Annotated in this window: 15 protein-coding genes; 12 read left to right on the forward strand and 3 right to left on the reverse strand. The window is 73.2% G+C overall.

Annotated elements, in window-relative coordinates:
- Nucleotides 1–45 precede the first annotated feature (45 nt).
- The 9 genes from QSK52_RS26975 (at nt 46) to QSK52_RS27015 (ending at nt 10440) form a co-directional block, all read left to right on the forward strand.
- Nucleotides 46–786: a hypothetical protein gene (locus QSK52_RS26975; protein WP_285738759.1), complete on the forward strand. Its 741-nt coding sequence runs from the start codon at nt 46–48 to the stop codon at nt 784–786.
- 50 nt (nt 787–836) lie between these two features.
- Nucleotides 837–1262, forward strand: coding sequence for a hypothetical protein (locus QSK52_RS26980; protein WP_285738760.1), 426 nt, complete (start codon nt 837–839; stop codon nt 1260–1262).
- Nucleotides 1263–1832: 570 nt separating this feature from the next.
- Nucleotides 1833–2618 carry an SDR family oxidoreductase gene (locus tag QSK52_RS26985; RefSeq protein WP_285738761.1) on the forward strand — a complete coding sequence of 262 codons (786 nt, stop codon included), beginning with the start codon at nt 1833–1835 and terminating at the stop codon, nt 2616–2618.
- Between the two features lie 64 nt (nt 2619–2682).
- Nucleotides 2683–2913: a hypothetical protein gene (locus QSK52_RS26990; RefSeq protein WP_033253887.1), complete on the forward strand. Its 231-nt coding sequence runs from the start codon at nt 2683–2685 to the stop codon at nt 2911–2913.
- A 1-nt stretch (nt 2914) separates the two neighbouring features.
- On the forward strand, nt 2915–3481 hold the full coding sequence (locus QSK52_RS26995) for a Clp protease N-terminal domain-containing protein (RefSeq protein ID WP_285738762.1): 567 nt from the start codon (nt 2915–2917) through the stop codon (nt 3479–3481).
- A gap of 183 nt (nt 3482–3664) precedes the next feature.
- Nucleotides 3665–5044, forward strand: a complete 1380-nt coding sequence (locus QSK52_RS27000) for an ABC transporter substrate-binding protein (protein WP_285738763.1) — start codon at nt 3665–3667, stop codon at nt 5042–5044.
- 69 nt (nt 5045–5113) lie between these two features.
- Complete coding sequence (locus QSK52_RS27005; RefSeq protein ID WP_285738764.1) at nt 5114–6139, forward strand: carbohydrate ABC transporter permease; 1026 nt, start codon at nt 5114–5116, stop codon at nt 6137–6139.
- Complete coding sequence (locus QSK52_RS27010) at nt 6136–7140, forward strand: carbohydrate ABC transporter permease (RefSeq protein WP_285738765.1); 1005 nt, start codon at nt 6136–6138, stop codon at nt 7138–7140. The genes QSK52_RS27005 and QSK52_RS27010 overlap by 4 nt, the downstream gene beginning before the upstream one ends.
- A 186-nt stretch (nt 7141–7326) precedes the next feature.
- Nucleotides 7327–10440 (forward strand): Ig-like domain-containing protein, encoded by a 3114-nt coding sequence (locus QSK52_RS27015; RefSeq protein WP_285738766.1) that lies wholly within the window; start codon nt 7327–7329, stop codon nt 10438–10440.
- Nucleotides 10441–10572: 132 nt separating this feature from the next.
- Here QSK52_RS27015 and QSK52_RS27020 read toward each other — a convergent pair whose 3' ends face one another.
- A complete protein-coding gene (locus tag QSK52_RS27020; RefSeq protein WP_435053384.1) occupies nt 10573–12126 on the reverse strand; it encodes an MFS transporter in 1554 nt (517 codons plus the stop codon).
- A 136-nt stretch (nt 12127–12262) separates the two neighbouring features.
- On the opposite strand from QSK52_RS27020, the gene QSK52_RS27025 reads away from it, so the two are divergent.
- From QSK52_RS27025 to QSK52_RS27035, 3 genes are all read left to right on the forward strand, one after another.
- Nucleotides 12263–12895 carry a TetR/AcrR family transcriptional regulator gene (locus tag QSK52_RS27025; protein WP_285738767.1) on the forward strand — a complete coding sequence of 211 codons (633 nt, stop codon included), beginning with the start codon at nt 12263–12265 and terminating at the stop codon, nt 12893–12895.
- A gap of 143 nt (nt 12896–13038) precedes the next feature.
- Complete coding sequence (locus QSK52_RS27030; protein ID WP_285738768.1) at nt 13039–13722, forward strand: ribonuclease HII; 684 nt, start codon at nt 13039–13041, stop codon at nt 13720–13722.
- A 227-nt stretch (nt 13723–13949) separates the two neighbouring features.
- Complete coding sequence (locus tag QSK52_RS27035; protein WP_352230312.1) at nt 13950–14471, forward strand: hypothetical protein; 522 nt, start codon at nt 13950–13952, stop codon at nt 14469–14471.
- Between the two features lie 178 nt (nt 14472–14649).
- Here QSK52_RS27035 and QSK52_RS27040 read toward each other — a convergent pair whose 3' ends face one another.
- Both QSK52_RS27040 and QSK52_RS27045 read right to left on the reverse strand, forming a co-directional pair.
- Complete coding sequence (locus tag QSK52_RS27040) at nt 14650–15261, reverse strand: hypothetical protein (protein WP_435053385.1); 612 nt, start codon at nt 15259–15261, stop codon at nt 14650–14652.
- Between the two features lie 377 nt (nt 15262–15638).
- Nucleotides 15639–17834 carry a RecQ family ATP-dependent DNA helicase gene (locus QSK52_RS27045; protein ID WP_285738770.1) on the reverse strand — a complete coding sequence of 732 codons (2196 nt, stop codon included), beginning with the start codon at nt 17832–17834 and terminating at the stop codon, nt 15639–15641.
- Nucleotides 17835–18027 lie beyond the last annotated feature (193 nt).

Here is an 18027-nt window from a genome sequence, read left to right on the forward strand (position 1 = left end):
CGCAATGCGGTGGGCGCCCCGCGCCGTTCGCGGCACCATGTCCGGATGGAACCGACCACGGACAACCGGCTGGAACTGCGCATCGACGACCTGCCCTCCCGCGGGCGGAGCGAACTGCACCTGCTGGTCGACGGGCGCGACCTGGTGGCCGCCGTCCTCCCCGGCCCGCCGACCGGCGGCCCCGACCCGCGCCTGCTGCTCGGCCCGTACAGCCCGCTGCTGCCCGGCCGCGCGCCCCGGGAGGTCCGGCTGCACGCGGCCGGGTGCGGGCACGAGGAGTGCTGCGGCGCGCTGTACGTGACGGTGCGCGAGGAGGCCGGCGCGGTGCACTGGGACGGCTGGCGCAACCCCCTCGGCGCGGACCCCGGCCTCCCGGCGTACCGCTTCGACGCCGAGCAGTACGCGGCGGAGGTCGAACGCGCGGGCGCCGGAGTCGAGGACTGGCCCGCGCGCGGCGTCGGCCGCCTGCTGAAGGACGAACTCGTCCGCCGCCCGGAGCTGCTGGCCGCCTGGGAGTGCGAGCTGGACGGGGTGTGGACCGTGCCGTCGCAGCCCGACCGGATCGAGCTGCGGTTCTGGCACCCGGCCGAGCCCGCGCCCCGCGGCGACGAGCCGTACCTGCAGTTCACCGCCGAACTGCCCGTCCCCGAGGGCGAGCCGCAGGCCGCGGCCGCCGAGCTGGTCGCACGTCTCGCCACCACCGACCCGCGTACCCGGGCCCGGGTCTGCGGCGGCCGGGCGGACTACGCGGAGGCGCTCGGCTACCCGTGGCCGGAGGACATGTGAGGCGTTCCCCGGCCGGGCCGGGCCGGGCCGGGAGCCGGTAGCCTCCGGGCATGTCGCTGACCCGGGTCCTGCTGACCTCCGGCCGTTCGATCCGCCTCGACGAGGTGCGGATGTCGTCCACCTACGGGGGCCTGCTGGAGGGCTACCCCTGCCGGCGGGTCAACGACTGGAGCATCAGGAGCCTGCGGGACGCCGCCGTGCGGCAGTACCCCTCGCTGCCGGTGCACCTGGTGGAGCCGGTGCGTGAGCTCCCGGAGGACGGCCACCGGGGCCTGATGGGGCCGGAGGAGCGGCTGCCCCTGGTGCGCTGCGTCGGCCTGTTCAGCAGCCACCCGGTCGGCCGGGACGACGCCGACTTCTCGCAGCTGGTGGTGGCCTGGTACCAGCCGGGCCCGGAGCTGGCCGACCTGGCCGCGGCGGTGCCCGGGCTGGCCGAACTGCCCTGGGACGGGCTGGCCCGGGACTGCGATTACTGAAGTCCCGCTCCCCGTGGGGCGCTTGGCGCCGCACGGGCGGGACGGTGGTCGGCCGGGACCGCGGGTCGAGGACGTGCCGGGCCCGGACCGGACTGCGGCTGCCGGTCGACGGGACGGACCCGCCGACGGCCGGGTCCGGCCACCGGCCGACCGGCCCCGGATCCCCTGCTCGGCCCGTACGGCCCGCTGCTGCCCGGCCGCGCGCCCCGGGAGGTCCGGCTGCGCCGGGGCTTCGCGGGCCTCGGCCTGCCGGGGGACCGGTTCGACACCGAGCGGTGCCCGGCCGGGGGCGAGCGGTGCCCGGCTGGGCCGACCGTCCCGGCCGGGGACGCGGAGGCGCTGGCCGCGGAGCCGGTGGAGCGGACCGCCGCGGACCCCGACCGGCGCACGCGGGCCCGGGTCCGCGGCGGCAGTGCCCGGTACCCGGAGCAGCTCGGGAACCCCGCCCGCCGGAGGGCCGGATCAGGGGCCCTCCGACGGGCGGGGTTCCCCCGGCTGCGTGGGCCGGGCTGCCGGAGCGGGCCGCGGCGGGCAGGCTGGGGGCACTGGCGGAGCTGAGGGGTGAGCGCGATGCGGCCGATACTCGTGACGGGCGGTACGGGGACCCTGGGGCGCGTGGTGGTGCGGCGGCTGCTGTCGCGGGGCTGCCCGGTGCGGGTGCTGAGCCGACAGGCGCACACGCCGGGGGAGCACGGCTGGGCGGTGGGCGACCTGGTGACCGGCCGCGGGGTGGAGGCGGCGCTGTCGGGCGCCGGGACGGTGGTGCACTGCGCGACCACCAACGGCAAGCGGGACGTGCCGGCCACCCGCCGCCTGGTGGAGGCCGCCCGGGCGGCCGGGGCCGCGCACCTGCTGTACGTGTCGGTCGTCGGGGTGGACCGGGTGCCGCTCGGCTACTACCGGACGAAGGCGGAGTGCGAGCGGCTGGTGGTGGAGTCCGGCCTGGACTGGACGGTGCTGCGGGCCACCCAGTTCCACGACCTGGTGGCGCGGGTGCTGGACGGTCTGTCGAAGGCGCCGGTGCTGCTGGTGCCGCGCGGGGTGTCGTTCCAGCCGGTCGACGTGCGGGAGGTCGCGGAGCGGGTGGCGCAGCTGGTGGAGGCGGGCCCGGCCGGGCGGGCGGACGACTTCGGCGGGCCCCAGGTGCGTCCGGTGGAGGCGCTGGCGGCGGACTTCCTGGCGGCCCGGGGGCGGCGGCGCCCGGTGCTGCGGGCGCCGCTGCCGGGCGGGACGGGGCGGGCGCTGCGGGCGGGCGGCAACCTGGTGCCCGCGGGGGCCGCGGGGGGTCCGTGGGCCGTGCGCCCGACGGGCCGGACCACCTTCGCGGAGTTCCTGGCGGAGCGCTACCCGGCCTGACCCCCGGCCGCCCGTGTGTCAACCGGGGTTGACGCCGCCCGTGGCGTCAACCTATGTTGACACCATGAGCGAGACGACACGGCTCGCGGCCGACGCGAGCAGCGGCGACCCGGCCACCGGCCTGCGCGCCGTCCGGGCCCTGCGCGACCTGGCCGACCGGCTGGAGGACCTCCAGGTCGGCAATGCCCGCCGCAAGGGCTGGTCCTGGCACGAGATCGCGGTCTGCCTGGGGGTCACCCGGCAGGCCGTCCACAAGAAGCACGCCCGACGGGCGGCCGGACAGGGAGGGGACTGAGATGTTCGAACGGTTCGCGGCGGAGGCCCGCCGGGCGGTCACGCTGGCCGGCGAGGAGGCCCGCCGACTGCACCACGACCACCTGGGCACCGAGCACCTGCTGCTCGGCCTGCTCGCCCAGCCGCAGGACCCGACCGCCCGGGTGCTCGGCGGCTTCGGCCTCGACCTGGACGGCGGGCGGCGCGCGGTGCTCCGCGCCCTGGGCGGTCCTGAGCCGGAGCGGGACGCCGCCGCGCTGGCCGCGATCGGCATCGACCTGGACGCGGTCCGCGAGGCGGTCGAGTCCGAGTTCGGTCCGGGCGCGCTGGACGCCCCGCCGCCCGCCCGCCGCTCCCGGCGGGGCGGGCCCCGGTTCACCGAGCGCGGCCGCCGGGCGATGGTGCTGACCCTGCGCGCGGCCACCGGGCAGCGGGCCCGCCGGATCGAGACCGGCCACCTGCTGCTCGGCCTGCTCCGCGAGGGCGGCGGGGTGGCCGTCCGGGTGCTGCGCGACCAGGGCGTCGACCTGGCAGGACTGGAGCGCGCGACCGAAGCTTCGCTGGTGAGCGGCCTGCGGGCGGCCTCATAGCACGGAGTGGTTACAACTGGGGCGCTGGCCGATGAAGGTCGAACGCGCTCCTTGGCCTGGGGGTACCGGTGGGTTAACGTCTTTGAGCCAGCGATCGCTGGGTACAGATCCACATCTCCGGTACAGCGCAGTGTTGTTCTGTCTTACGGCTGGCATGCCCATGCCCTGGCAAGGAGGACCGCATTGACCACCCCCGTGACCACTGGACGCCGCCGGCTGCTCGCCGTACCGGCCGTTCTGGCACTGGCGTTGACAGCCGCCTGCTCGAACAGCTCCTCCGACGGCGGGAGCGGCGGGGGCGGCGGTTCGGCCGCCGCCTTGACGGGTGACTGCGCCAAGTACCAGGCGTACGCGGGCCACTCCGGCACCAAGGTGTCGATGTACGCCTCGATCCTCTCGCCCGAGTCGGACTCGCTGGAGAAGTCCTGGGCCGAGTTCACTTCCTGTACCGGCATCAAGATCGTCTACGAGGGCTCCAACGACTTCGAGTCGCAGCTCCCGGTCCGGGTGGCCGGCGGCAACGCCCCCGACCTGGCGATCATCCCGCAGCCCGGCCTGCTCGCCCAGATGGTCAAGTCCGGCAAGGTGGTCAAGCCGCCGCAGCAGACCGTCGAGAACGAGGGCAAGTGGTCGCCGGTCTGGAAGGAGTACGGGTCGGTCAACGGCACCTTCTACGCGGCGCCGATGAGCGCCAACATGAAGTCGCTGGTCTGGTACTCGCCCAAGGCGTTCAAGGCCGCCGGGTACGAGGTCCCGAAGACCTGGGCCGACCTGGTCGCGCTCAGCGACAAGATCGCCCGGGCCGGCGGCGAGACGAAGCCCTGGTGCGGCGGCATCGGCTCCGGCACCGCGACCGGCTGGCCGGCCACCGACTGGCTGGAGGAGGTCGTCCTCGGCTCGTACGGCGGCGACGTCTACGACCAGTGGGTCAGCCACAAGGTGAAGTTCTCCGACGAGAAGATCACCACCGCGATGCAGACCGTGGCCGGCTGGATGCAGAACCCGGCCTGGGTCAACGGCGGCATCGGCGACGTCAAGACGATCGCCACCACCACCTTCCAGGACGCCGGCGCCCCGATCCTCAGCAACAAGTGCGCGATGCTCCAGCAGGCGTCCTTCTACCGCGCGCAGTGGCCCAAGGGCACCAGCATCGGGCCGGACGGCGACGTGTTCGCCTTCCAACTGCCCGCGGTCAACCCGCAGGTCCACAGCCCGGTCGAGGGCGGCGGCGAGTTCCTGGCCGCGTTCTCCGACCGGCCCGAGGTGCAGGCCGTGCAGAACTACCTGTCCAGCTCCGAGTGGGCCAGCAGCCGGGTCAAGGTCTCCCCGGGCTGGGTCTCCGCCAACCAGGGCGTGGACAAGAGCCTGTACACCGACCCGATCGACAAGCTCTCCGCCGAGGCGCTCACCGACCCCTCGGCCACCTTCCGGTTCGACGCCTCCGACCTGATGCCCGCCGCGGTCGGCGCCGGCGCCGAGTGGAAGGCGCTGACGGCCTGGTTCGCCGAGGGCCAGTCCATCCAGAAGACCGCGAGCGACATCGACGCGGCCTGGCCGCAGTAGTCGGACGCCAACGGGCAGCGCGGGTCCGCCCGCGCTGCCCTTCCCGTGCCCCGAGGAAGGATCCTCCGCATGCCCACCGATCCCCGGCTCGCCGGGCCGGCGCTCCACCTCGCCGACTCGCTGTGGCAGGACGCGGCGATCAAGTTCGGCAACACCGCGGGCGCCGTCCTGGGCTTCCTCGGCGTGCTGCTCGCGGTGTTCTTCGCGGCGGGCCGCGCCACCGGACGCTTCTCCCGGCCGCTGGCGGTCGTCCTGATGCTCGGCCCCGCGGCCCTCCTGCTGGTCGTCGGCCTGGTGGTGCCGCTGCTGCGCACCGTCTACCTGAGCTTCTACGACGCCGACGCGGCGAAGTTCGTCGGCGGCAGGAACTACGGCTGGGCGGCGACCAGTTCGCAGATCCACGGCGTGCTGCTGAACACCCTGCTCTGGCTGGTGGTCGCCCCGATCGCGGCCACCGGGCTGGGCCTGCTGCTGGCCCTGCTGGTCGACCGGATGCGCGGCCAGGCGGTCTACAAGTCGCTGATCTTCATGCCGATGGCGGTCTCGCTGGTGGCCGCCTCGCTCATCTTCAAGCTGCTGTACGAGTCGCGCGGCCCCGGCCAGAACCAGGTCGGCCTGCTCAGCCAGCTCGCGGTCGCGGTCGGCTGGGACGACCCGCCGAACTGGATCCTGAGCCAGCCGCTGAACAACTTCCTGCTGATGTCCGCCATGGTCTGGGTGCAGACCGGCTTCGCCATGGTGGTGCTGTCCGCCGCGATCAAGGCCATCCCGGACGAGATCACCGAGGCCGCTCGGCTCGACGGCGCCTCGGGGGTGCGGCTGTTCCTGCACGTCACGGTGCCGATGATCCGCACCACGCTGGTGGTGGTGCTCACCACCATCATGATCATCACGCTGAAGGCCTTCGACATCGTCCGCACCATGACCGGCGGCAACTTCGGCACCCAGGTGCTGGCCAACGAGATGTACTCGCAGAGCTTCGAGCAGTACAACACCGGCCGCGGCAGCGCGCTCGCGGTGATCCTCTTCCTCGCGGTGGCCCCCCTGGTGGTCTACAACATCGCCCTGCTGCGCAAGGAGCGTGCGACCCGATGAGCGCCGAGCCCACCTTCGACAAGGCCGCCGACCCCGGCTCCGGTGCCGCGTCCGGTTCCGGTGCCGGGTCCGGCAAGGCGGCCCGCCCCGACCTGCCGCCGGCCAAGGCCGTCCGCCGGGCGTTCAGCTCCCCGCTGGCCAGTGCCCTGGTGATCGCCGTCACCGTGCTGTGGACCGTCCCGACCGTCGGCCTGCTGGTCACCTCGCTGCGCCCGAAGGGGGACGTGGCCTCCAGCGGCTGGTGGGAGGCGTTCGTCCACCCCGACTTCGGGCTGGAGAACTACCGGGCGGTGCTGTTCGACAACACCTTCGGCACCTCCGGCGGCCTGATGCCGTACCTGGTCAACTCGGCGGCGATCGCCGTTCCGGCGACGATCTTCCCGCTGGTGCTGGCCGCGATGGCCGCGTACGTGCTGGCCTGGGTCCGCTTCAAGGGCAGCGACACGCTCTTCTTCGTGGTCTTCGCCCTGCAGGTGGTGCCGCTGCAGATGTCGCTGATCCCGCTGCTGCGGCTGTTCTCCAGCGGCGCGCACCTCGGTTCGGTGACGGTCGTCCCGGCGCTCAGCCTGCAGGACAGCTACCTGCCGGTCTGGCTGACGCACACCATGTTCGCGCTGCCGCTGGCGATCTTCCTGCTGCACAACTTCATCGCCCAGCTGCCCCGCGACCTGATGGAGGCGGCGGTGGTGGACGGGGCCTCGCACTTCAAGATCTTCCGCTCGATCGTGCTGCCGCTGAGCGCCCCGGCGCTGGCCTCCTTCGCCATCTTCCAGTTCCTGTGGGTGTGGAACGACCTGCTGGTGGCGCTCACCTTCGCGGGCGGCAAGCCGACCGTCGCACCGATCACCTCCCGGCTGGCCCAGCTGTCCGGTTCGAACGGCAGCCGCTGGGAGCTGCTCAGCGCGGGCGCCTTCCTGTCGATGATCGTCCCGCTGGTGGTGTTCTTCGCCCTGCAGCGGTACTTCGTCCGCGGGCTGCTGGCCGGGTCGGTGAAGGGCTGAACCGGACGGTCGGGATTTCTTGAACGGGCGCGGACGGACCGGTCGGATGCGGAGCGTTCGCGTCCTACTTGGCCGGAAGTCGTGGCTGTGATGTGAGGGTTCTGCGGACGCGCCGGGGTCGGAGCCGGTAGGACGGAGGGCGGCACTTCTGCCGTTCATCCGGTCATCCGACCTTGGGGGGTTGGCGTGAGGATCAGAAAACGAATCGCCGGGCTGCTCGTGGGCCTGCTCGCGGCGAGCGGACTGATGGTGGCACCCGCGGCGCACGCGGACACCACCGCCGTCCTCGGCAACAACACCACCGGCACCGCCACCGACTCCGGTGACTCGAACTACATCAACACCTCGCGCTTCGTGACCGGTGCCAGCGGCGGCACCGTCAACAGCGTCAGCGTGTACGTCGGCGCCGTCGGCGCCACGCCCAACGACCAGTACCAGGTCGCGGTGTACGGCGACGTGGCCGGCAAGCCCGGCCCGCTGCTCGGCTCCTCCGCTTCCGGCACGCTCACCGCGCACGCCTGGAACACCCTGCCGGTCGCCGCCACGCTCGCGCCGAACACGCCGTACTGGCTGGCGTACAACTCCAACGGCGTCTCCGCCGCGGTCAACAACCTGAACTACTCCACCGGCGGCCAGAGCGGCTACTCCACCGGCGGCACCGCCTTCGGCACCTGGCCCAGCAGCTTCGGCGCCGTCTCCACCGGCTCGCTCAACTACTCCATCTACGCCACCTACACGCCCTCCGGCGGCGGTGGCGGCACGCCCGGCAGCGGACCCGGCAACGAGGGCCCGATCCTGCTGGTCACCAACCCGGCCAACCCGTACACCACGTACTACGGGGAGATCCTCAAGGCCGAGGGCCTGAACTACTACAAGACCGTCGACCTGAGCAGCGTCACCGCGACCATGCTCAGCTCGTACGACGTGGTGCTGCTGGCGGAGAACCCGCTGACGGCCGCCCAGACCACCATGTTCAGCACCTGGGTGAACGGCGGCGGACGGCTCGTCGCGATGCGGCCCGACAAGCAGCTCGCCGGGCTGCTCGGCCTCACCACGACCACCGACACGCTGGCCGACAGCTACCTGAAGATCGACACCACCGCGGCGCCCGGCGCCGGACTGACCTCCGACACCATCGGCTTCCACGGCACCGCCGACAAGTACGCCCTGAACGGCGCCACCGCCGTCGCCACCCTGTACAGCGACACCGCGGTGGCCACCACCAATCCGGCCGTCACGCTGCGCACCGTCGGCACCGGCCAGGCAGCCGCGTTCACCTTCGACCTCGCCAAGTCCGTCGTGCAGACCCGCCAGGGCAACGCCGCCTGGGGCGGCCAGCAGCGCGACAACGTCGACGGCATCGAGGCCAGCGAGATGTTCTTCGGCACCGGCGGACAGCTCAACTGGAACAACTTGGACAAGGCGCAGATCCCGATCGCCGACGAGCAGCAGCGGCTGCTCGCCAACCTGATCACCACCATGGACACCGGCAAGAAGCCGCTGCCCAAGTTCTGGTACTTCCCGCGGGACGTCAAGGCCGTGGTGGTGATGACCGGTGACGACCACGGCATCGGCGGCACCGGCGGGCGCTTCGACGGCTACGTCGCGCAGAGCCCGGTCGGCTGCAACGTCGCCAACTGGGAGTGCGTGCGCGCCTCGTCCTACATCTACACCAACGACCCGCTGACCGACGCCCAGGCCAAGGCCTACTCCGACCAGGGCTTCGAGATCGGCGTGCACGTCACCACCAACTGCACCCCGTGGGGCACCCCCGCCGACCTGCAGAACGTCTACGCCGCCCAGATCGGCGCCTGGAAGGCCAAGTACACCTCGCTGCCCAACCCGGACAGCACCCGCACCCACTGCGTCGAGTGGGACGACTGGGCGACCCAGGCCAAGACCAAGCTCGCCAACGGCATCCGGCTGGACACCGACTACTACTACTACCCGGCCAGCTTCGTGCAGGACCGGCCCGGCTACTTCAACGGCACCGGCCTGCCGATGAAGTACGCGGACAGCGACGGCAGCACCATCAACGAGTACCAGGCCACCACCCAGCTCACCGACGAATCCGGGCAGTCCATGCCGGGCACCGTCAACACGCTGCTGGACAACGCCTACAACTCCAAGGGCTACTACACCGTCCTGACCGCCAACATCCACACCGACTACGCCGCCTCCACCTCCTCCGACCAGGTCATCGCCTCGGCCAAGGCGCACGGCGCCCCGGTCGTCTCCGGCCGCCAGCTGCTGAACTGGCTGGACGCCCGCAACGGTTCCGCGTTCTCCGGCCTGTCCTGGAGCGCCAACACGCTGAGCTTCAGCATCACCGGCGGCGCCAACGGCCTGCGCGCGATGGTCCCGGTCAACTCGGCGGCGGGCACGCTCACCGGCGTCAAGCAGGGCACCACCAGCGTCAGCTACCGCATCGAGACCATCCACGGCATCTCCTACGCCTTCTTCGACGGCAACGTCGGCTCCTACACCGCGACGTACGGCACCGACACCACCGCGCCGACCGTCACCGGCTCCGTGCCGGCCAACGGCGCCACCGGCGTCTCGGCCACCGCCCCGGTGAAGGCCTCGTTCAGCGAGCCCGTCCAGGCGAGCACCGTCAACGGCACCAACGTCACGCTGAAGACCACCGCCGGCTCCACCGCGGTGCCCGGCACCGTCGCCCTGGACGCGGCCACCAACACCGTCACCTTCACCCCGAGCGCCGCGCTCTCGCTCAGCACCGGCTACACGCTGAGCGTCGCCAACGTGAAGGACCTGGCGGGCAACACCCAGGCCGCGGCCTACACCGCCGCCTTCACCACGGCCGGCGCGCCGCCGCAGACCATCGGCAACAGCGCGGTCGGCACCCAGCTCGACGACACCGACTCCAACCACCTCAACGGTTCCAAGATCACCACCGGGGCCTCCGCCATCGCACTGACCTCGCTCAACGTGCACACCGGGCAGATCAGCGCGGCGCCCAACAACCAGTTCCAGATCGCCATCTACAGCGACAACGCCGGCTCGCCCGACGCCCTGCTGGCCACCAGCTCGGTCGGCACGCTGAGCGCCAACGCCTGGAACAGCGTGCCGATCACCTACACGCTGGCGGCCAACACCACGTACTGGGTGATCTACAACTCGAACGGCACCAGCTCCACCGTCAACAACATGCACTACAGCTCGGGCCCGGCCGGCTCGGGCGCCTACAGCAGCGCGTCCGTCCCGTTCGGCACCTTCCCGGCCAGCTTCGGCACCGCCGTGAAGGACAACCTGGTGTACTCGCTGTACGGCACCTACTGAGTGCACCGGGCACGTCGGGTGTGCCGGGTACGCCGGGTGTGCTGAGCGCACCGGGCGCACCCGGGCGCACCGGGTTCACTGCCGGGGCGGTCCGGACCACGTTCGCGTGGTCCGGGCCGCCCCGGCGGCTCGTCAGAGCGCCATCCCCGCGGGGGCCTCGGAGGGCAGGTCGCCCGCCTTGGCCTTGACCACGAACAGGGCGGAGAGCAGGGCCACCGCGGCGAAGGCCACGCCGACCACGAAGGCGTGCGACACCGCGTACGCCAGTACCTGGTTGGCCCAGGAACTGCCGGGCGGGAAGGACTGGTGCTCCTGCGCGTACTGCAGGTCGGCGGGGGAGGCGTGGGCCGCGAAGTCCGCCTGCTGGCGGTTGCCCTCGCTGGTGGCCGCCTTGGCGAACACCGTGGTGAGGATCGACAGGCCGACCGAACCACCGATCTGCTGCACCGAGTTGAGCAGGCCCGAGGCGGCCCCGGTCTCGTGCGCCGCCACCCCGGACACCGCCATCAACATCACCGGCACGAAGATCAGGCCCATGCCGAAGCCGAAGGTGACCGTGGGGCCGAGCACGGCGGCCGCGTAACTGCTGTGCACGTCCGTCTGCGTCAGCCAGCCCAGGCCAGCGGTGACCAGGACGGACCCGGTGACCAGGAAGGGCTTGGGGCCGATCCGGGCCTGGAAGGTGGAGGCGATCTGGGCCGCGATGATGATCGCCACGCTGATCGGGAGGAAGGCCACGCCGGCCTTGAGCGCGCTGTACCCGAGGACCCGCTGCACGAAGAGCGTGACGTAGAAGAAGATGCCGAACATGGCGGCGGCCAGGCAGAGCATCATGATCAGGCCGCCGGTGCGGTTGCGGTCCCGCAACAGCCCCAGCGGGGTGATGGGTTGGGCGGTGCGCCGCTCGATCAGCACGAAGGCGAGCAGCAGCGCGGCACCGACCGCGAAGGACGCGACGGTCACGCCGTTGCCCCAGCCCGCCTTCGGGTCGGCCGCGTGGATGAACCCGTAGACCAGGCTGACCAGGCCGAGCGTCGAGGTGAGCGCGCCCGGCAGGTCGAAGGTGCCGGCCCGGCGCTCGGACTCGTTGATGTACTTCGGCGCGGCGAAGGCGATCAGTGCGGCGATCGGCACGTTCACGAAGAACACCCAGCGCCAGTTCAGGTACTCGGTGAGCACGCCGCCGGCCAGCAGGCCGATCGCCGCACCGGAACCGGCCACCGCCGAGAAGACGCCGAACGCGCGGTTCCGCTCCGGCCCCTCCTTGAAGTTGGTCGCGATCAGGGCGAAGGCCGTCGGTGAACAGATCGCCCCGCCGATGCCCTGCAGCGCGCGGGCCGCGAGCAGCATGCCGCCGTTCTGCGCGAAGCCGCCGAGCAGCGAGGCCAGCCCGAACAGCAGCACGCCGACGACGAACACCCGGCGGCGGCCGAGGATGTCGCCCGCCCGCCCGCCGAGCAGCAGCAGGCCGCCGAAGGTCAGCGTGTAGGCGTTGATCACCCAGGACAGGTTGGTGGTCGAGAACTTCAACGCGTCCTGGATGTGGGGGAGCGCGATGTTCACGATGGTCGCGTCCAGCACGACCATGAGCTGGGTGGCCGCGATGACCGTGAGCGTGATGTTCTTGCTCCGGCCCCCCTCGGGCCCGGGTGGTGCGGACTTGCTGAGCGTGTCGGAAACAGCCACTGAGTGCCCCCTGCTGATCACTGCTGCCGTTCGGTAAGGTGCATCGACGATGCGGACAGTGAACGCTCGCGTTCACTGTGGGGGACGATAGACCCGCACCGATAGTGAACGCAACCGTCTTTTAGGGTGGATGACGATGGATCAGCCGGACCAGCACGATCGGCGCCGATCGACCGTCGGCGCCCCGGAGGGCGCGCCGCAGCGCCGCCGCGGGAAGGCCCTGGAGGCGGCGATCTTCGAGGCCGCGATCGAGCAGCTCACCTCCGGCGGCTTCGCCCGGATGACCATGGAGGGCGTGGCCGGGGCGGCCCAGACCGGCAAGGCCGCGCTGTACCGCCGCTGGAACTCCAAGGCCGACCTGGTGGTGGACGCGCTGGCCGCCGCCCTGCCGCAGCCGACCGGCGTCCCCGACCTCGGCTCCGTCCGGGACGAACTGCGGCGGGTCGTCGAGGCCTACGTGGCCGTGGTGGGCTCCCCGATCGGCGCCGCCATCCACACCCTGATGGGCGAGTTCGACCACGAGCGCGCCGAGTCCTTCAAGGACTTCCTGCAGGAGCGGGTGGTCGCGCCGGGCGTCGAGGTGATCCTCGACATCCTCCGCCGGGGCGAGGAGCGCGGCGACGTCCGCCGCGGCGCGGCGGTCCCCGCGGTCGCCGACGTGCTGCCGGCCATGCTGCTGTACCGCGCCAAGCTCTGCGGCGGCGTGCTCGACGAGGCGTTCGCCACCGAGCTGTTGGAGCAGGTCCTGCTGCCGATGATCCGGCCGTAGCGGCCGCGGCGGGGCGGCCCCCGCCCGCCGCGGCCGCCCGACGGGGGGCCCGGGTGCGGCGGCGTACGCTGGGAGGAGCCGGAGCTGCCGCCCCGCGGGGCCCGGCCGCCCGCTGCGCCCTCCTCCAGTGAACGGAACCCCCGATGCCGTACGACCCCCCGACCCACGCGGTCGAGCGCTCCCTGCGCCAGGCCGGCGCCCGCGTGGTGGTCGGGCTGGACGAGGTCGGCCGGGGCGCCTGGGCCGGCCCGGTCATGGTCGGCGCCGCCGTCACGGGGCTGCGCCGCCCGCCGGAGGGGCTGACCGACTCCAAGCTGCTCACCGAGCGGCGCCGGGTCGCGCTGGCCCCGGTCCTGGAGGAGTGGGTGACGGCGTACGCGCTCGGTTCCGCCTCGGCCCGGGAGTGCGACGACCTGGGCATGACCGCCGCGCTCCGGCTGGCCGCGCTGCGCGCCCTGGAGGCCCTGCCGGTGCGACCCGACGCGGTGATCCTGGACGGCAAGCACGACTACCTGGGCGGCCCCTGGAAGGTCCGCACGGTGATCAAGGGCGACCAGTCCTGCGTCTGCGTGTCCGCCGCCTCGGTGCTGGCCAAGGTCCGGCGGGACGCGCTGATGGCCGAACTCGGCGCGGAGCACCCGGCGTTCGCCTTCGGGGAGAACGCCGGGTACCCGTCTCCGGTGCACCGCGCGGCCCTGGAGGAGCTCGGCCCCACCGAGCACCACCGGCTGTCCTGGTCCTACCTGGACGCCCTGCCGCGCTGGAGCCACCTCAAGCGGCAGCGCACCCCGGTCGACGCCGGCGAGCAGCTCTCCCTGGGTTTCTGAGGTTTTCCTGACGGTTCGTCAGTGTTCGTCCACCGGTCACCGGAGCGTTGTCGCCACCGCCTGCACAGCGGGCCACACTTCCAAGAGGTGGGGTGCCCGTGCGCATCCGACCGGCATTTGATAGGAATCCGGGTATGCCTGTCTTCCCCGAGGAGCCGGAGATTCACGAGACGATCCCGGGCCCCGGCGTTCCCCTTCCCCACAAGTCGGACGCACCTGCCCCCCGTATGCCTTCCTCCACCGCCGTCGCCGCACCGGTCCCGGGCCCGCGCCCCGGTCCGCCGCGCCCCGCTCCGCCCCGTGCCGACCGTCCGGTCCCCGGCCCGCGGCCCCCGGCCCGACCCAAGCCCGGCCCCGCGCCGCGCCCCGGTCGGCCGGACGTCCAACTCCTGCCCGCCACCGCGGCCGAGGCGATCGACCGCGCCGACGAGGCGGTGGACGCGCTGCTGGAGTCCGGCCGCCGCCCCGGCGACGTGCTGGTCCTGACGGTCGGCGAGTCGCACCCCTGGCAGGAGCACGAGCTCAGCTTCGGCGAGGAGCGCTACTGGGCGCAGCTCGCCGACGGCAGCGACGTGTTCTACGCCGACGCCGCCGCGACGCGCCCGCTCCGCCGGGACGTGGTGGTCCTGGTCGTCAACGAGGGCCGTCCGGAGCGGGTGGCCGTCGCGGCGCGCAAGGCGCTGGAGCGGGCCGCGAAGCTCCTGGTGGTCTGCGGCGAGACGGAGACCGTCGCCCCGCTGTTCGCCTGAGCGGAACCCCCGCTCGGCGGACCGCCCGCCGTCGGTCCTCCGTCCGCTCGTCCTCCGTCCGTTCACCCGGTTGTTCCGGTCGGCCGCCCGGCCGGTCGGACCGTCCGCAACGCCGTCCGGCGCGGCGGGCGGGCCCCGGTGCGGGTGGTCCGGGCCTCCGGCGCTCCGGCGTCCCCGGTCAGCGGGCGGCGGTGCGGCGGACGGTCCGACCGTCCTCGTGGACGCCCTCCAGGGCGCGGACCGCGCTCAGCGAGGTGACCGGGGCGATCGGCGGCTGCTGGGGCAGCGGTGCTTCGGGCGCCGCGGCGGACGCACCGCGCGGAAGGCGCGGCGGCAGTTCGGTGACGGTGTGGATCGGACCGAGCGTCCACGACCCGGAGTGCGGGTTGCGCCCGCGCCGACCGTCCCCGAGCGACTGCCAGCCTGCCGGCGTGAGCGTCAGGTACGAGCCGCAGCGCAGACCGTGCAGTTCGGCGGCGGCCCGGAGCGCCCACATCCAGGCGCCGTCCTGCTCCGTCCAGTCCGGGCCGCCCTCGCGGCAGCGCAGCAGGACCGCGGTCCGGCTCGGGCTGGGCCGCTTCAGGTCGTGCGGAGTGACCCGGCGGAGGTGGCCGAGCAGCGCGTTGCGGTGGTCCCACCCGTCGTCGAACTGCGCCCGCACGCCGAAGGAGGCGGACGCCACCACCCGGTTCCCCGCGTCCAGCACCGCGACCACCGTGGTGCCCGGCTGCGGGAGGTGGCGCTGGTGCAGTTCGGTGACGAACTCCCGGGGCGCCCGGAGGAGGGGCACGCCGTAGCTCCGCCACTCCGGCAGGGAGATGCTCCGGTGGCCCTCGCAGCGGGAAGGACCTCGGTCGATGCCGTTGGTCACGATCCTCCTTCCCGCGCTCGCGCCCCCCGGGGCGCGCGAGCGTACGCCGAAGGCCGGGTCCGACGGACCGGGCACTGGATGCCTTCCAATTCTCGGTGGAGAGCACTCCGAGCGGCAATGATGAAATGACGAACGCGGCCCGAAAACCGGGCTTCTGCCGGATATGTTCCACGCTCCCGGTAGGGCCATTCGGCTGACCCACCGGTGAGCGGTGGGTGTACGGCCGGGAACGCTCCGGTGTACGCCCTCCCCGCGCCCCGGTGCGCCGCCCGGCCCGGGTGGGGCCGGGCCGGGCCTCACCCCCGGACGGCGAGGACGAGCGGGAGCACGGCGGTGGCCCCGGCCTGGCGGAGCAGACGGGCGGCCACCGTCAGCGTCCAGCCCGAATCCACCAGGTCGTCGACCAGCAGGACCGGGCCCGGCGCGGCGGCCAGGGACTCGGCCAGGCCCGGCGGGAGGACGAGCGCCCCGGCGACCGAGCGCAGCCGTTGGGCGCTGTTGCTGCGCGGGCCGTGCGGCGGCTCCCCGGTGGCGTACTCGATCCGGCCGAGCAGCGGCATCCGGCCGATCGAGGCCAGGCCGCCCGCCAGGTCGGAGAGCAGTCGGGGGCGGGTGGAGGAGTCGAGCGCGACGACCCCGACCGGGCGGTCGAGCCGCTGGCCGTCCGCCCCGGCCGGCCCGGCCCAGCCACCGGGGCCGCGGGCCCAGTCCGCCACCACCCCGACCACCGCGTCCAGCACCTCGCGCGGCAGCGGCCCGTCCGGGGAGTGCTCGTCCAGCAGCGAGCGCAGGCGCCCGCCCCAGCCGATGTCGGACAGCCGGCCCAGGGCGCGCCCCGGCTCGGCCTGCTGGGCGGCGGGGATCCGGCCCTTGAGTGGGACGCCCAGGGACTCCATGCCGGTGGGCCACATCCGCCTGGTCTCGAAGGAGACGCCCGGGCGGCCGAGCGCGGCCCGGGCCGCGTCCAGCGCCTCGGCGGAGACCTCCGCGGAGTGCCGGGGCGGGGCGCAGCGGTCGCACCGGCCGCACGGGACGGCCTCGGGGTCGTCGAGCTGGCGGCGCAGGAACTCCATCCGGCAGCCCTCGGTGGCCACGTACTCCCGCATCGCCTGCTGCTCGGCCTCGCGGGCCCGGGCGACCTTGGCGTACCGCGCGGCGTCGTACTGCCACGGCTCGCCGGTGGACTCCCAGCCGCCGCGCACCCGGCGGACCGCGCCGTCCACGTCGAGCACCTTGAGCATGGTCTCCAACCGGGTGCGGCGGAGGTCGACCGAGGTCTCCAGGGCGGCGGTGGAGAGCGGGCGGCCCGCCTCGGAGAGCGCGTCCAGCGTGCGGCGGACCTGCTCCTCGGCGGGGAAGCCGATCGAGGCGAAGTACCGCCAGATCGCCTCGTCCTCCCGGCCGGGGAGCAGCAGGACCTCGGCCCGGTCCACCCCGCGCCCGGCCCGGCCGACCTGCTGGTAGTAGGCGATCGGGGAGCTCGGCGAACCGAGGTGCACGACGAAGCCGAGGTCCGGCTTGTCGAAGCCCATGCCGAGCGCGGAGGTGGCGACCAGCGCCTTGACCCGGTTCTCCAGCAGCGCCGCCTCGGCCTCGCGGCGCTCCGCGTCCTCCGTCCGCCCGGAGTAGGAGGCGACCTGGTAGCCGCGCCCGCGCAGGAACGCGGTGACCTCCTCGGCGGCGGCCACCGTGAGGGTGTACACGATGCCGGAGCCCGGGAGGTCGGGCAGGTGGTCGGCGAGCCAGGCCAGCCGGTGCGCCGGGTCGGGCAGCGGCAGCACCGCCAGGCTGAGGCTCTCCCGGTCCAGCGGCCCGCGCAGCACCAGGGCCTGCGCGTCGCCCGCGCCGGTGCCGAGCTGCTCCGCGACGTCCGCGGTGACCCGGGCGTTCGCGGTCGCCGTGGTCGCCAGCACCGGCACGCCGGGGGAGAGCTCGGCGAGCATGGTGCGCAGCCGCCGGTAGTCGGGCCGGAAGTCGTGCCCCCAGTCGGAGATGCAGTGCGCCTCGTCCACCACCAGCAGGCCGGTGGAGGCGGCGAGCTTGGGCAGCACGTGGTCGCGGAAGTCGGGGTTGTTCAGCCGCTCCGGGCTGACCAGGAGGACGTCGACCCGGCCGTCGGCGACCTCCTGCTGGATCTCCGACCACTCCTCGGGGTTGGCCGAGTTGATCGTCCGGGCGCGGATGCCCGCCCGGGCCGCCGAGTCGACCTGGTTGCGCATCAGGGCCAGGAGCGGGGAGACGATCACCGTCGGCCCGGCGCCGCGTGCGCGGAGCAGCGCCGTGGCGATGAAGTAGACCGCCGACTTGCCCCAGCCGGTGCGCTGGACGACCAGGGCGCGGCGACTGTCCACCACCAGCGCCTCGATGGCCCTCCACTGGTCCTCGCGCAAGGCCGCTGCCGGGCCGGCGAGGTCGCGCAGCACGGCTTCCGCGGAGGCCCGGACGGCGTCGCGGTCGGCGGGGGTGGTCGGGTGGAGCTCGCGCGTCTGCATGAGGTCATGGATACCGTGCGGCACGGACGGACCGCGAATGGCCGGCTGTGGACAGAGTGGCGTTCATCGGTTGATCGGCTGTCAAATCAGCGCGAAGCCCCTGAAGAATGGGCCATTCGGGTGAGGTGATGCTGAACCCCCCGACTTATCCACAGGCTGGGGCGAATTATCCGCAGTCGGGCGCGGCCCGGTC

This window comes from Kitasatospora phosalacinea (assembly GCF_030268885.1).
Lineage (GTDB): Bacteria > Actinomycetota > Actinomycetes > Streptomycetales > Streptomycetaceae > Kitasatospora > Kitasatospora phosalacinea_C.